Annotated in this window: 11 protein-coding genes and 1 pseudogene; all 12 read left to right on the forward strand. The window is 60.3% G+C overall.

The features are described from left to right. Positions 1-235: 235 nt before the first annotated feature. A complete protein-coding gene (secA, locus tag DWY03_RS00635; RefSeq protein WP_099432022.1) occupies positions 236-3,043 on the forward strand; it encodes a preprotein translocase subunit SecA in 2,808 nt (935 codons plus the stop codon). Beyond that, positions 3,043-4,191 (forward strand): peptide chain release factor 2, encoded by a 1,149-nt coding sequence (prfB, locus tag DWY03_RS00640; protein WP_117839680.1) that lies wholly within the window; start codon positions 3,043-3,045, stop codon positions 4,189-4,191. Before secA ends, prfB begins: the two co-directional genes overlap by 1 nt. A 167-nt stretch (positions 4,192-4,358) precedes the next feature. Beyond that, positions 4,359-5,249 carry a YitT family protein gene (locus DWY03_RS00645; RefSeq protein WP_117839681.1) on the forward strand — a complete coding sequence of 297 codons (891 nt, stop codon included), beginning with the start codon at positions 4,359-4,361 and terminating at the stop codon, positions 5,247-5,249. Between the two features lie 207 nt (positions 5,250-5,456). Beyond that, on the forward strand, positions 5,457-6,287 hold the full coding sequence (locus tag DWY03_RS00650; RefSeq protein ID WP_117839682.1) for a transketolase: 831 nt from the start codon (positions 5,457-5,459) through the stop codon (positions 6,285-6,287). A 1-nt stretch (position 6,288) separates the two neighbouring features. Beyond that, positions 6,289-7,230, forward strand: a complete 942-nt coding sequence (locus DWY03_RS00655) for a transketolase family protein (RefSeq protein WP_117839683.1) — start codon at positions 6,289-6,291, stop codon at positions 7,228-7,230. 449 nt (positions 7,231-7,679) lie between these two features. Continuing rightward, a complete protein-coding gene (ftsE, locus tag DWY03_RS00660) occupies positions 7,680-8,900 on the forward strand; it encodes a cell division ATP-binding protein FtsE (protein ID WP_117839684.1) in 1,221 nt (406 codons plus the stop codon). Continuing rightward, complete coding sequence (ftsX, locus tag DWY03_RS00665; protein ID WP_089572231.1) at positions 8,887-9,807, forward strand: permease-like cell division protein FtsX; 921 nt, start codon at positions 8,887-8,889, stop codon at positions 9,805-9,807. Before ftsE ends, ftsX begins: the two co-directional genes overlap by 14 nt. A 135-nt stretch (positions 9,808-9,942) precedes the next feature. Then, a complete protein-coding gene (locus DWY03_RS00670; RefSeq protein WP_117839685.1) occupies positions 9,943-12,078 on the forward strand; it encodes a ribonuclease R family protein in 2,136 nt (711 codons plus the stop codon). Between the two features lie 177 nt (positions 12,079-12,255). Beyond that, positions 12,256-12,862: pseudogene (locus tag DWY03_RS00675) on the forward strand (recombinase family protein). Between the two features lie 104 nt (positions 12,863-12,966). Then, positions 12,967-13,548 (forward strand): VanZ family protein, encoded by a 582-nt coding sequence (locus tag DWY03_RS00680; protein ID WP_158558587.1) that lies wholly within the window; start codon positions 12,967-12,969, stop codon positions 13,546-13,548. A 204-nt stretch (positions 13,549-13,752) separates the two neighbouring features. After that, positions 13,753-14,604 carry a MurR/RpiR family transcriptional regulator gene (locus DWY03_RS00685; protein WP_117839687.1) on the forward strand — a complete coding sequence of 284 codons (852 nt, stop codon included), beginning with the start codon at positions 13,753-13,755 and terminating at the stop codon, positions 14,602-14,604. A gap of 10 nt (positions 14,605-14,614) precedes the next feature. Continuing rightward, a complete protein-coding gene (gene murQ, locus DWY03_RS00690; RefSeq protein ID WP_117839760.1) occupies positions 14,615-15,538 on the forward strand; it encodes an N-acetylmuramic acid 6-phosphate etherase in 924 nt (307 codons plus the stop codon). Positions 15,539-15,577: the final 39 nt, after the last annotated feature.

The following is a 15,577-nucleotide window of genomic DNA, read 5'->3' on the forward strand; positions in this document are numbered from 1 at the left end:
TTTTTATTGGTGCAAGCTAACCTGTCCCCGTGGCACCAAATGGCAGAGAGACGGCGTTTGCTCAGATAAAACCTGCCAAAATAAACCCGTTCCATTGCGGCAGGTTGGTCATAGTTATTACGTGGCGGTCGAGCTCGACCGTATAGGCCGCGCCTTGTTTGGCTAAAGTACAATCATCTGTGTTTAACTCGCCCGCAGCTGCACGGCGTGGGCGATGGCCAAAAAGGAAAACCACATGGGATTCATGTCAAAGCTGCTGTCCTTTGGATCCGATAAGGACCTTAAGCGCTACTACAAGATCGTCGACCAGATCAACGGTCTTGAGCCCCAGTTTGAGAAGATGACCGAGGAGGAACTCCGCGGCCAGACCGATAAGTTCCGCGAGCGTTACGCCAACGGCGAGTCGCTCGACGACATGCTCCCCGAGGCCTTTGCCACCGTGCGCGAGGCTTCCAAGCGCACCATGGGTATGCGCCACTTTGACGTGCAGCTCATTGGCGCCATGGCGCTGCACGAGGGCCACATCGCCGAGATGAAGACCGGCGAAGGTAAGACCCTCGTCTCCACGTTGGCTGGCTATCTCAACGCTATTGCCGGCAAGGGCGTGCACGTCGTTACTGTCAATGATTACCTTGCCAAGCGCGACTCCGAGTGGATGGGCCGCATCTATAAGTACCTGGGCATGACCGTCGGTCTGCTCCAGAACAACATGCCGCTCGAGCTCAAGCGCCCGGCCTACCAGGCCGACGTCACCTACGGCACCAACTCCGAGTTCGGCTTTGATTACCTGCGCGACAACATGGTTACCCGTCCCGAGCAGCGCGTGCAGCGCGGCCACAACTACGCCATCGTCGACGAGGTTGACTCCATCCTGATCGATGAGGCTCGCACCCCGCTGATCATCTCGGGCGCTGGCACCAAGTCCGCCAGTACCTACAAGGACTTCGCGCGTGCCGTGCGTGGCCTTGAGCGCGGCGAGGACGTGTCGCACGACATGCTTACCGCCACCGAGGACGTTGAACCCACGGGCGACTACGTCATGGACGAGGCCAAGCACACCATCGCTGCCACCGAGCGCGGTCTTAAGAAGATCGAGCGCCGCCTGGGTATCGATGACATCTATGCCGATCTCTCCGGCCAGCTGGTCAACCACCTGCAGCAGGCGCTGAAGGCCCAGTACATGTTCCACCGCGACAAGCAGTATGTGGTCACCAACGGCGAGGTCAAGATCGTCGACGAGTTCACCGGCCGCATTATGGAAGGCCGCCGTTACTCCGAGGGCCTGCACCAGGCCATCGAGGCCAAAGAGGGCGTGCTCGTGCGCGAGGAGAACCAGACGCTGGCGACCATCACCCTGCAGAACTACTTCCGCCTGTATGACAAGCTCTCCGGTATGACCGGTACGGCACTCACCGAGGACGCCGAGTTCCGCGAGATCTACAAGCTGCCCGTCGAGGTCATCCCCTCCAACAAGCCCGTGCAGCGCGTGGACCACGAGGACCTGGTCTACCGCACCATTCAGGCTAAGTACAACGCCGTTGCCGACGACGTTGAGCGTCGTCACGCTAAGGGCCAGCCGGTCCTGGTGGGTACCGTCTCCATCGAGAGCTCCGAGAAGCTGTCCGCCGCCCTCACGAAGCGCGGTATCGCGCACGAGGTCCTCAACGCCAAGCACCACGAGCGCGAGGCCCATATCGTTGCCCAGGCTGGTCGCTATGGCGCCGTGACCATCGCTACCAACATGGCCGGCCGCGGTACCGACATCTTGCTGGGCGGTAACCCCGACGAGCTGGTGCGCGAGCGCCTGGAGTACGAGGGCCTGACCATGGAGGACGTAACGCCCGAGCAGCTTGAGCAGTTTAACGCCGAGGCCAAGGAGACTTGCAAGGCCGAGCGCGAGCGCGTTCTTGCCGCCGGCGGCCTGACCGTTATCGGCACCGAGCGCCATGAGTCCCGCCGTATCGACAACCAGCTGCGCGGCCGTTCCGGCCGTCAGGGCGATCCGGGCGAGACCCAGTTCTACCTGTCGCTCGAGGACGATCTGATGCGCCTGTTCGGCGGCGACAAGATGGACCGCGTCTCCAAGATGATGGTCACGGCTGACATGGGCGACGATATGCCCATCCAGCACAAGATCATCTCCAAGGCTGTCGAGAGCGCCCAGCACAAGGTCGAGAGCATCAACTTCTCCATGCGTAAGAGCGTTCTTGAGTACGACGACGTCATGAACAAGCAGCGCCAGGTCATCTACGCCGAGCGCAATAAGATTCTGGACGGCAAGGATCTGACCGACCACATCACCGAGGTCATGCACGATACCGTGTACCGCTGCGTGCAGGAGTTCTGCACCAAGGACAGTCACGATGGCGAGCGCGACCTGGAGGGCCTGCGCAAGTGGGTTGTAGAGCTCACCGGCCACATCGATACGCCGAAGTTCCCCGACGAGGATTATGAGGCCCTAGCTGCCGATGTCCTGGCTTACGTAGAGAAGTGCTACAACATGAAAGCCGAGCGCTTGGGCGAGGACCTGATGCGCGAGCTCAACACCCAGGTCATGCTGCGCGTCATCGATACCCGCTGGATGAACTACCTGCAGGAGATGGACTACCTCAAGACCGGCATCGGCCTGCGCGGCTTTGGCCAGCGCGACCCGCTGGTCGAGTACAAGACCGAGGCCTACGGCGCGTTCCAGATACTCGTCGACACCATGTACGAGGATTACCTGCGCACGGTTCTGCGCATCGAGATCAAGGCTGCCCCGCGTGCCGTGGAGCACAAGGAGGAGCCCGCGCTCGAGGGTGCGCACTTCTCCGGTCCTGCCGAGGTCGATGGTGACAACGGCGACTCGGTGCTGCGCAAGCAGGCGCAGGTGCAGGCCCGCACGGCTGTCCAGGGTGGTCCGGCTGCCGTCAACAATGGTGGCAAGGTGACCACCTATCGCAAGTCCGAGAGCGACGATCCGTACGTCAACGTGGGCCGCAACGACCCGTGCCCCTGCGGTAGCGGCAAGAAGTTTAAGTACTGCCACGGCAGGAATCGTTAATGGCTGAGGCTTTAGAGGTAACGCCCGCCGAGCTGGACGCGTTTGCGGACCGGCTCGGTGAGGTCGAGTCGTATCTCCACTTGGACGAAAAGCGCACGCGCGTGACCGAGCTCGAGGCCAAAAGCGTGGCCCCCGGCTTTTGGGATGACGCCGACGCCGCCCGTGCCGCCATGGAGGAAATCGCGCGCACCAAGGAAGATATCGCTGCCGTGGACAACGCGCGCGGCGAGCTATCTGACGCCCGCGCGGCGCTGGAGCTTGCCGAGGAGATGGGGGATGACCCCGACGCCGCCGCCCTTCGCGAGGAGGCTACAGCCACGGCTGAGCGCCTGGCACGTGTCATCGATGAGCTTGAGCTTTCGAGCTGGTTTACCGGTGAGTTCGATCACGGCGATGCCATTGTGACCATCAAGCCCGGACAGGGTGGTCTGGAGGCCCAGGACTGGACCTTCATGCTCTTTAAGATGTACATGAAGTACTGCCAGCGTCGCGGCTGGAAGGTCACCATCAACGACTGTCCCGCAGCCGAGGTCATCGGCATCGACCGCGCGACCTTTACCGTCGAGGGCAAGGACGCATTTGGCATGCTGCGCGCCGAGGCCGGCGTCCACCGCTTGGTTCGCATTAGCCCCACCGACGACAAGAAGCGCCGCCAGACCACGTTTGCCGGCGTCGAGGTCATCCCCGTGCTACCCGATGATATCGACATCGAAATCAGTCCCGATGACATCCGCGTGGACGTGTACCACGCGAGCGGCCCGGGCGGTCAGGGCGTTAACACCACCGACTCCGCCGTGCGCGTGACGCATTTCCCCAGCGGCATTGTGGTTACCTGCCAAAACGAGCGCAGCCAGATCCAGAACAAGGCCGCGTGCATGCAGATCCTCAAGGCTCGCCTGTACGAGATTGAGCTCGAGAAGCGTGCTGAGGCGCTCGATGAGATCCGCGGACCCAAGACCACGATTGGTTTTGGCAACCAGATTCGCAGCTACGTACTCTACCCGTATCAGATGGTCAAGGACCTACGCACGGGCGTGGAGACCAGCAATGTCGAGGCCGTTCTTGACGATGGTGACCTGGACCCATTTGTTATTGGCTACCATCGCTGGGCCACCGGCAACGCTGACGCGGAGACCCCATCTGCATAAACCGCCCGGTTTATGTGGAAATGGATTAAAACCCTCCGAGCAGGGTGGTTTTGTATCCAAAGCAAACCCTGCGCAGGGGTGGTTTTTGTCCGGCGAATCGGTAGAATCGAACATAAGAAGAAGTTCAAAGCGCATCCGTTTGGGTGCGCTTTTTTGAGGGAGGCTGCATGGCATATCGTCTGGACATTAAGCGCATTCTTTCGATGAACTTCTTTCACGACCTGCCCCAGATTATGTTGGGATGCGCTCTGGCCGCCATCGCGACCGACCTGTTTTTGATTCCCAACGGCCTTGCTGCCGGTGGCGTTACGGGCCTTGCCACCATTATCCAGGCGGTCGGCGCATCGCGCGGCCTATCACTTCCCGTTGGTATTCAGACGATCGTGATGAACGCCTTGCTGTTGCTGGTCGTTATGCGCGAGGGCGGCATGTTCTACGTGGTGCAGACCGCGACGGGCTTTGTGCTGCTGGGCTTCTTTACCGATCTGTTCGCCCCGTTTGTAGCACCTCTGGCGGATGCGGACCTGATGCTCCCTGCCATGTGGGGCGGCATTATTACGGGCATCGGTTACGGCATGGTGTTGCGCGCCGGCGCCAACACCGGCGGCTCGGACACGATTGGCCAAATCATCTCGCGTAATACCTCACTGCCCGTGGGCTCGACCGTCATGGCGATCGATGTTGCCGTATGCGCGCTGTCGGCTCCGGTCTTTTCAATCGAAAACGCACTTTATGCAGGTCTTTCGATGGTCATTAGCGGTTATGTGATCGATGCCGTGGTCGATGGTGGCAACAAACGCCGTATGGTACTCATCATCTCGGACAAGTTCCCTGATATCGCTGCCGATATCATGTATGGCCTGGGTCGTGGTTGTACCAAGTTTAAGGCGACTGGCATGTATTCGGGTGCCGAGAAGCCGGTGATTATGGTCATCGTGAGCCGTCGAGAGCTCAATACCCTCAAGACGATCGTGCGTGAGCGTGATCCTCACGCCATTGTGACGGTTGCCGATGTTACGGAAACCTTTGGCGAGGGATTCAAGGACATTAACGCGTAGGGCAGGCTGCGTCCCATCCAAAAGACGTTCACATTGATAAACCGTTTCATCAGCGGTTCTGCCTGCTCAATTGTTCAAATAATGATAAAAACTCTGGTAAAGCCATCAGTTTCCAGCATAATGAATAACGTACGTGCATTGCGGCTGTGTTGGGATGACCTTCTGTGCCGTGCGCATTTTGTCTAATGAGGATGAAAGGAAGGCACAATGAGCGACGAAGAGCTCAAAAAGGTTGCCAACGAGGTAAGGAAGGGCATCGTCACCGGTGTGCACGCTGCCAAGTCCGGCCATCCGGGCGGTTCGCTCGGCGCTGCCGACATCATGACCTATCTGTACTTTGAGGAAATGAACGTCGACCCGGCCGATCCCCGCAAGGCCGATCGCGACCGCTTCGTGCTTTCCAAGGGCCATTGCGCGCCTGGTCTGTACGCCGTGCTCGCCGAGCGTGGGTTCTTCCCCAAGGAGGATCTCGAGACGCTGCGCCACATCGGTAGCCACCTGCAGGGTCATCCCAACATGAACGACACCCCGGGTGTCGATATGTCCACCGGTTCGCTCGGCCAGGGCATCTCCGCCGCCGTGGGCATGGCCGTTGCCGCCAAGCACTGGGGCGATACTTACCGCACGTACGCCCTGCTGGGTGATGGCGAGAGCGAGGAAGGCCAGGTCTGGGAGGCCGCCATGTTTGCCGGCAACCAGCAGCTCGATAACCTTTGCGTGATCGTCGACCACAATGGCCTGCAGATCGATGGTCCCGTCGAGGAGGTCAACGACCCCATGCCGCTCGCCGACAAGTTCCGCGCCTTTAAGTTCCACGTGGTGGAGCTTGCCGACGGCAACGATTTCGATCAGATCCGCGCCGCCTTTGCCGAGGCTCGCGCTGCCAAGGGTCAGCCGACCGCCATTATTGCCGAGACCACGAAGGGCAAGGGCGTCTCCTTCATGGAGAACCAGGTGGGCTGGCATGGTAAGGCCCCCAACGATGAACAGTTTGAGCAGGCCATGGCAGAGCTCACGGCCGCCGGAGAGGAGCTCTAGGATGGCAGACGTCAAGAAAATCGCCACGCGCGTAAGCTACGGCGAGGCCCTCGTCGAGCTCGCCAACGAGCACGATGACTTTGTGGTCCTCGACGCCGACCTGGCCGCCGCCACGCAGACCGGCAAGTTTAAGGCCGCTTGCCCCGATCGCTTCTTCGATGTGGGCATTGCCGAGAGCAACCTGATGGGTGTTGCCGCCGGTATCGCAACCACCGGTCGCGTTGCCTTTGCGAGCACCTTTGCCATGTTCGCCGCTGGTCGCGCCTTTGAGCAGGTCCGCAACTCCATCGGCTACCCGCACCTTAACGTCAAGATCGGTGCCACGCACGCCGGTATCTCGGTGGGCGAGGATGGCGCCACGCACCAGTGCTGCGAGGATATCGCCCTGATGCGCGTTATCCCCGGCATGACCGTTATCGTTCCCGCCGACGACATCGAGGCCCGTGCCGTGACGCGCGCCGCCTACGAGTGCGACGGCCCCGTGTACATGCGCTTCGCCCGTCTGGCCTCGCCGGTTATCAACGACCCCGAGACCTACAAGTTCGAGTTGGGCAAGGGCATTGTCATGCGCGAGGGCGCCGATGTGACCATCATCGCCTGCGGCCTGATGGTCGGCGAGGCTCTCGAGGCTGCCGAGCAGCTCGCTGCCGAGGGCATCGACGCCGAGGTCATCAACATGCACACCATCAAGCCCATCGATGCCGACCTGATCGTCAAGAGCGCCACCAAGACCGCCCACGTCGTGACCGTCGAGGAGCACTCTGTGATCGGTGGCCTGGGCAGCGCCGTTGCCGACGTCCTGTGCGAGCAGTGCCCGACGCCGCTCAAGAAGATCGGCGTCAACGACACCTTCGGTGAGTCTGGCCCGGGTGCCGAGCTCCTGCACAAGTACGGCCTGGACGCCGCCAACATCGTGGCAACCACCAAGGAGTTCTTGGCTTAGGACAAGGCGAGGCAAAGTATCGCTTCAGCAACCGTATGCAATCCATAACAGGGGCGTCCTCAAAGAGGACGCCCCTGTTTTTTGTCGGCAACAAACAAATTAGGCCCGCGCCAAGTAAGGGCTTCCTCCGGGAAACGGGCCCATCCCAACAAAGTGCAATTCAGCCCCCAAGCACGGCGCTGCTGCACCCAAGTAAAACGCAGCGACCCCTTAGTTATTGCAGGCCGGACACAGGGTTACTTTCCAAATCTTTCCGCAGGACGGAGGAGCCCCCGCCGCACGTAGTGCGCAGCGGAGGCTCCGACATGTCCGAGGACGATTTGGAGAGTAACCCTGCGCCCGGCCGGTGGGATCCCAAAGCCCGCCATGCTTCTTATGTGCAGCAAAGCTAATGCTGCTAAAATACAAGGCGCTCATGTAGTTTAAACGCACGACGATAAGGAGCACCAGTGGGTAACCACTTCCGTACCTCCGGTGCGGGCGATGATGCCCCCAAGACGCAGACAGGCGTCCAGGGCAGTCGTTTCGCCACTCCGGATTCAGAGGGCCAGCCTGTTGCTCAGGCCCCCGCTCAGCCGGCAGATCAGGCACAGCCGGCATCCGATCCCTTTGCCTACAATCCCACCAGCGATGCTGCGCTTTCCGGCACGGCGGGTTTTGAGCCCGTTCAGGCTGTGACCGCTCGCGTGGAGCAGCCTCAGGCTGGCGCCGCCGCGCCGCAGCCTAGCATGGCCGGCATTCCCGACCCCATGGCCCCTGCGACGCCGGTTCCTCAGCCTGCGCAGTCCGGTCTCTTTGCCGCTATTCCCGATCCCACGCAGCCTGCTGCCCCGGTGGTCGAGAGCGATCAGGCCGCCGAGGTCGCAAGCCTCGATAACGCGCTCAACAACCCCGATTTTACGTCGGTGTTTGCGCCCATCGATCCGCAAGCCAGCCGCAAGAAGATGGCCAAGCAGGCCGGTGTCGAGCCCGTCATCCTTATGGAGCATGTCACCAAGATCTATCCGGCACAGCCCAACAAGCCTGCACTCGACGACATCAACATCGAGATCTATCCGGGCGAGTTCGTCTTCCTGGTCGGTCATTCCGGCTCGGGTAAGACCACGCTGCTGTCGACGCTCAACCGCGACGTCAAGCCGACGAGCGGCCGCATCCTGGTTGCCGGTCAGGACCTCATGAAGATCAAGAATCGCAAGGTTCCGTTCCTGCGCCGTCAGATTGGCGCCGTGTTCCAGGACTTTAAGCTTCTGCCTCAAAAATCTGCCTACGAAAACGTGGCGTTTGCCCTGCAGTGCATCGGCAAGCCCAAGGGCGTTATTCGCAGCCAGGTTCCCGAGGTGCTGCGTCTGGTCGGCCTGGCTGATCAGATGGACTCGCTGCCCGATCAGCTTTCCGGTGGCGAGCAGCAGCGCGTTGCCGTTGCCCGCGCCATGGTCAACCGCCCGCCGCTTTTGATCTGTGACGAGCCCACGGGCAACCTCGACCCGGCGATTTCGCTGGGCATCATGAAGCTGCTCGAGCGTATTAACCGCACCGGCACCACCGTGATCGTCGCCACGCACGACCGCGAGATGGTCGACAGCATGCACCGTCGCGTGATCGCCCTCGAGGGCGGCCACGTTATCCGCGACCAGGAGAGGGGAGGTTACGGCAACTATGGCACCAACTAACGTGGGCTACTCCTTCAAAGAGGCAATCAGTCACTTCTTCCGTAACTGGACTACCTCGCTCGGCGCCGTCATCACGATCTTCCTTTCGCTGTTTATCATCGGCCTGTTCATCATGGGCTCCGCGATGCTGAACTCCGTGATCGGCACCGTCGAGGATCAGGTTGTCATCAACGCGTTCATTAGCGATGACGCCGATCAGGCCGATGTTCAGGCTTTTGAGGCCGAGCTTAAGACGTGGAATAACGTCAAGTCCGTGACCTATAAGGACAAGGACGACGCGCTGGCCGAGTATACGAGCAAGATGTCGGGCAACGCCGACGCCACCATGAGCGCGCTCGATGGCCAGAACCCGCTGCCGGCTTCGTTTGCAATTGAGATGGACGATCCGTCCAAGGTCGAGAGCACGGCCCAGAAGCTCAAGAAGAACGCCGACTTCCAGAAGATCGCGGATGACGGCGACGTCAACGCGAGCGTGCTGTACGGCCAAGAGGAAGTGAGCCGCCTGTTCCAGGTGACCAACTACATCCGCATCGCCGCCGTGGTGCTCGTTGGCCTTTTGACCTTTATCGCATTCATCTTCATCAACAACACGATTCGCCTGTCCATCACGGCGCGTCGTCGTGAGATTGCGATTATGCGTCTGGTCGGCGCCAGCAACGGCTTCATTCGCGGCCCGTTTATCACCGAGGGCGTACTGCAGGCCATTTTGGGCTCGCTGCTTTCCATCGGCGTTCTGGAGCTGCTGCGCAATCTGATGATTCCGCGTTTGCAGGAGAGCATCGGCTGGATGTCGTTTGCCCTGCCGATGCAGTACTACCTGGTGACCTATGCTGCGCTGATTCTGGTCGGTGTGATTATCGGTCTCTTTGGTTCTGCCATAGCCATGCGCCGCTACCTGCGCGTGTAGGCATGCCTGGAATTCATCCCTTCCAACGGGTCGTCTCTTATGGGGCGGCCCGTTTTTTGATCCCAAGGGAACGGCAGGAAAGCGAATCATTTGGGTAGACTCTTTGGAGTTCGTCATCGATAGCAAGGAGGCGCCATGGGGCGCAATAACAAGCATAAGCGTGGAGCTCGCAATAAGCGCGGGCCGGTGCGCAGCGAACGCCGTCCGAGCTTGACCGGGCGCGTGCAGCTCCATGAGCATGGCGCCTATGTCATAACCGAGAGCGGCGACTACAAGGTCATGGGCCGCGGTAAGCGCGAGATCATGGATGGCGATACCGTTGCCGTGAGCATTAAGAACAGCCCGCACGGTGAGCGGTGCGCCGTGATCGAAGGCGTGGTTGAGCGCGCAGCCATAAGCGTGGTGGGTACGTACCAGACCGCTGGTCCGCTCGGTGTGATCGAGCCGCTCGATTCGCGCCTGAAGGCTGACTTCTTCATTCTGCCCGAGGATACCTCGGCGGATCGTCTGGGCGTTCACCCGGGTGATGCCGTTGTCGCGCGCATTTTGACCTACCCGACGCGCCTGGAATCAGGCACCGTGACGATCGAACGCCGCATTGGCGGAGATGACGCGCCGGATTTGGGCGTTCAGTATGTGATGGCGCGTTACGGCTATACCGATAGCTATCCCGAGGCCGCGCTGGACGAGGCCGAGGGACTTTCGCTCGATGTGTCCGCGGCGCTTAAGGACCCGCTCCGCCGCGATCTGCGCGACCGCTTTGTCATCACGATCGACCCGGTCGACGCGCGCGACTTTGACGATGCCATTTCGCTTGAGCGCACGCCCGAGGGTGGCTACAAGCTGGGTGTGCATATCGCTGACGTTTCTCACTATGTGGCTTGGGACGGGCATATCGATCTTGAGGCTCGCCATCGTACGACATCGGTGTATCTGGCCGATCGCGTGCTTCCCATGCTGCCCGAACGCCTGTCCTGTGACCTGTGCTCGCTTCGCCCTGACGAGGACCGTCTTGCGTTTACCGTTGACATTGAGCTCGATGCGCAGGGTCGCGTGCGGCATTACGATCCGTACCCCAGCGTGATTCGCTCGCGTGTGCGTATGGACTATGACGGCGCCGAGGCGCTGCTGGTGCGCGCCGGCGCGGTGGAGTATGGGGTGCTGGAGGGTGCGGCCGAGGATGTTGCGGCTGCTGAGGCCTCGCGCGAGGAGGCGCTTGAGCGCGGTCTTGCGTGCGAGAAGGCCGCCCGCGGCTGCAACGTCGACCTCGGCAATTTCCTTGTCGCCGCCAACGAACTCGCCGAACTTCGCCGTCGTATTCGTCGCGTCCGCGGCTCAGTCGATTTTGACACGGCCGAGATTCGCGCTCTATTGGACGAGGACGGAGTGCCCGTGCAGATTGTGGCGCGTGAGCGTTCGTGTGCCACGTCGCTTATCGAGGAAGCCATGCTGCTCGCCAACGAGTGCGTTGCAGAGTGGCTGGCAGACCGTGATATCGAGGCTTGCTATCGCGTGCATGAGGATCCGAGCCCCGATAGCCTGCACGGTGCCGCCGTTGCGCTGGCGCAGCTGGGCATCATCGACGATCGCCGTGCTGCCGGTATTGCCCTGGGGAGTCCCGATGAGCTACAGGCTGCAGTTGATGCTGCCGCCGGTACGGCCAACGCACCGCTCGTCAACACGCTGCTTCTGCGCAGCATGCAGCGCGCACTGTACAAGCCGCGCAACGAGGGCCACTTTGCGCTCGCCGCGCCGTGCTACTGTCACTTTACGAGTCCCATCCGTCGCTACCCCGATCTGGTGGTGCACCGCGTGCTCAAACTGCAGTTGGCCTATGAGCAGCTCGGCGGCAAGGACGCCCTGGTCCGTACGCCGCGGCTGATCGGCAAGGGGCGCGAGTCGCTGCCGCGCATTCTGCCGCAGATCTGCCGCGCATGCAGCGATGCCGAGCGCGCGGCAGATGCCGCTAGCCATGCGACGCAAAAGATCAAGATTGCCCAGTACTATGAGGACCGTCTGGGCGAGCGCTATGCCGGAACCGTCTCGTGGGTTAGCAGCATGGGTCTCTTTGTGCGCTTGGACCTGACGCAGGTCGAAGGCTTGGTTTCGATCAAGAGCCTGGGCAACGAGTGGTTCGAGTTCGACGAGGATGCGCTTACGCTGACGGGCGCCGACACGGGGACTCGCTATGAACTGGGCCAGCGCGTGATTATCGAGGTCTCGCGCGTCAATACCACGCGTGGGCACTTGGACTTTAAGCTTATCCATTAGCTAAATCCCGACTCGTGGCGGGAGAGCGGAGGGCGGTCTTTCGGGGCCGCCCTCCGCATTTGGATCATGGCTACCTTGCCGTCTGCTCGGCCGCCCGCTTACCTGCTATTTGAGAGGTAAAACCTACCAAAATAAACCTGTCCCTTTTTGGCAGGTTTACAAGAAAGCGGGGATGAGATGGCGACGGTGTATGGTTATGCGCGGGTGAGTTCGCGCGATCAGAATCTTAATCGGCAGCTGGATGCGCTGGGCGCCTATGGCGTGGGCTCGGCGAATATTTATGCCGACCATGCGAGCGGCAAGGACTTCGATCGACCGCGCTATCGCGAGCTGCTGCACGTCCTGGGAGACGGGGACGTGCTGGTGGTGCTTTCTATCGACCGACTTGGTCGTAATTACTCCGAGATTCTTGAGGAATGGCGTCGCATTACCAAGGAGCTCGGGGTTGCCATTGTGGTGTTGGACATGCCATTGCTTGACACGCGCGCCAGGGCAAGCGGCACGCCGGATGTGACTAATGCCCTGATTGCCGATATTGTGCTGCAACTGCTGAGCTACGTGGCGCAGGTGGAGCGCGAGAATATCCATCGGCGCCAAGCGGAGGGAATTGCAGCGGCGCGGGCGCGAGGGGGTCCGTTTCGGTCGACCTCGCAAGCCGTGCCCTCCTCAGTTTGATCTGGTACGGGATAGCTATGAGGCGGGCGATATTACCCGCAGCCAGGCAGCAAAGTGCCTGGGCGTGTGCGTGGGGACGTTTGATCGCTGGATGCGCGAGGCGGGGTAGGGGTTTGCGTCGCTTTGTCGCTTCCTGTTGCGATTCAAATTTTGATACGATGGCGATGTCATTTGGGGCTACACTCGCTGATATTCAAAAAAGGAGGTAGGCCCTTGGCGCGCGTAAAACAAATAATCGGATGGACCGCGATCGTTCTGTTCGCTGCAACGCTGGCGGGCATCTGGGTGCTGACGGAGCAAAATGCGGTGGAGACGTCGTTGCTGAGCGAGTCCACCGCGCGTGTGGTGGAGGGTCAGGCTACGGGCGTACAGGCTGCCGATGTCGCGGGTGAAGCTCAGACCGAGAACGGGATGACCGGGGGCACCGATTCGGCTGCTTCGAATGTCCGGTCTGGCCGACTTGCTTCCATTCGCATGTGGGTGGGCACGAACGTCCGTCGCGTTGCCCATACCGTAGAGTTTTTCTTCGTCGGATTGTTCGCCTCGGTGGTCGTGGTTTGCTTTTCCAGGCGTCCGTGGAGCGTATGCTCCCGTTGCGTGCCCGTATTGCTCTTTTGCGCCGCCTGCTCCGTTGGCGATCAGGTACATAAGATCTTTGTTCCCGGCAGGCATTTCGACGTTATCGATTTAGGATTCGATGCTGGGGGCTATGTCACCGCCATGCTGCTGGTATTGCTGGCAGCGGCGTTGGTGCGCCATGCGACTCGGCCGATCGGCGCCCATGCGAGGCGCTAGCCGGTAACAAACCCGTTTCTGATAATGCGACCTTGTTGAATTATTTTGTGTCGCGCGTATTTCCGAGCGGTCGGATTTGAGGGGCGAGCGGTAGAACGCTCGCCCTTTGTGCGCCACGATGCGGCACAATGTACCGTAAAAGCTGTTTGTATCCGGTACGAATCATTCGTTGGTCTTTAATTCTTCTCAACGGAGGTGTTTGAGATGGCAAACGGATTGCTTTTGCGGCTTCGCGAGCGTGAGCTCAGCGCGAGCCCGGCGGAACGCAATGTCATCGCATATGTAAGCGCTCATCCGCACGAGGTGGTCGGGCTGTCCGTCCGCGGTCTTGCCGATGCCACGTTCTCCTCGCCCTCGAGCATTTTGCGCTTTTGCAAGCGTTTGGGTTTTGCGGGCTACAAGGAGTTCCAGCGTGAACTGATTGCCGAGCTGGCGCTCTTAGGTGACAAGAAAGACGTAGCCCTCGAGGACATCTCCATGGATGACAGCGTCGAACGTATCGTGGGGAAGGTGATGAAAAGCAACGTGCGTACGATCGAGGCGACGGCGCGAACGCTCGATTACACCGTCTTGGAGCGATGCGCGGCCCGTCTTAAGCGGGCACGCGCGGTCAATCTGTTCGGTATTGGTGCCTCCCGTTTGGTCGCGCACGATCTGGCGCAAAAGCTCATGCGTGTCGACAAAGAGTGCCATCTGTACGACGACTGGCATGATCAGCTCTTGTGTGCCAAGAACATGCATGAGGGCGATATGGCAATCGCCTTTAGCTACTCGGGCTTGACGCAAGAGGTGCTGGACTGCACCGCCGAGGCTCAACGTCACAACTGTCCCGTTGTGGCCGTTACCAAAGTAGATGGATCATCTAAGCTTGCCACCATGGCCGATGCCGTGCTCGGCGTCGCTGCGAGTGAACCCTTGGTCCGCAGCGGTGCCATGGCTTCGCGTATGGCCCAGCTTATGGTTGTCGATGCCCTGTACGCTGCTTACGTTGCCAGCGACTACGAACGGGCGACGCATGTCATTAAGCAAAACTACATCGAGAAACAGGAAAGATGAGGTGAATGAAATGCTCGATTTAACAAAATTCACGACCGAACAGCGTAATCAAAGGTCAATGGACCTCGATACGATGACATCGCTGCAAATCGTCACGACGATGAACGATGAGGATCTTCGTGCCGTCCAGTCGGTCACGAAAGTGTTGCCCCAGGTTGCCACAGCAATCGACTGGGCTGCTGAGGCACTCGAGCGCGGCGGGCGCGTCTTTTACATGGGCGCAGGCACCAGCGGTCGTCTGGGCGTACTCGACGCTTCGGAGTGTCCGCCCACGTTTGGCGTGTCACCCGATCTGATTGTCGGGCTCATTGCCGGAGGCGAGACGGCCTTTATCAAGGCTGTCGAAGGTGCCGAAGACAGCGAGAAGCTTGGCGCGAACGACCTGCGAGAGCGTGGACTCTCGGAGAAGGATCTTGTCGTTGGCCTGGCGGCAAGCGGCCGTACTCCTTATGTGGTGGGCGGCCTTATGTACGCCAAGGCAACTGGGTGCAAGACCATTGCAATTGCCTGCAACCAAGGGTCGAAGATCGGGGAGAGCGCAGATCTTGCCATTGAACCCGTGCCCGGTCCCGAGGTACTGACCGGCTCAACGAGGCTCAAGGCGGGAACGGTTCAAAAGCTCATTCTCAACATGATTTCGACCGGTGCCATGGTCAAGATCGGCAAGGTATACCAAAACCTGATGGTCGATGTGCAGCAGACGAACGAGAAGTTGGTGGTGCGCGGCCAGAACATCGTGATGGAGGCGACCGGCTGCACGCGCGAGCGCGCTATTCAGGCGCTTGCAGATGCCGGCGGCCACGTAAAAACCGCTATTGTCTCGGTACTGCTGGACTGCGATGTCGAGCAGGCTGCGGTAGCTCTTGAGCGAGCGCGAGGCCATGTCCGTGCTGCGGTGAGTGGCCATGAGAAGAGCAATGCCGATGCCCAATAGGTGCGCGGCGTGAGCTGATATGACATCCAAACGAGATAC

Origin of the sequence: Collinsella sp. AF23-2 (assembly GCF_003459245.1) — a bacterium.
Classification (GTDB): Bacteria; Actinomycetota; Coriobacteriia; order Coriobacteriales; family Coriobacteriaceae; genus Collinsella.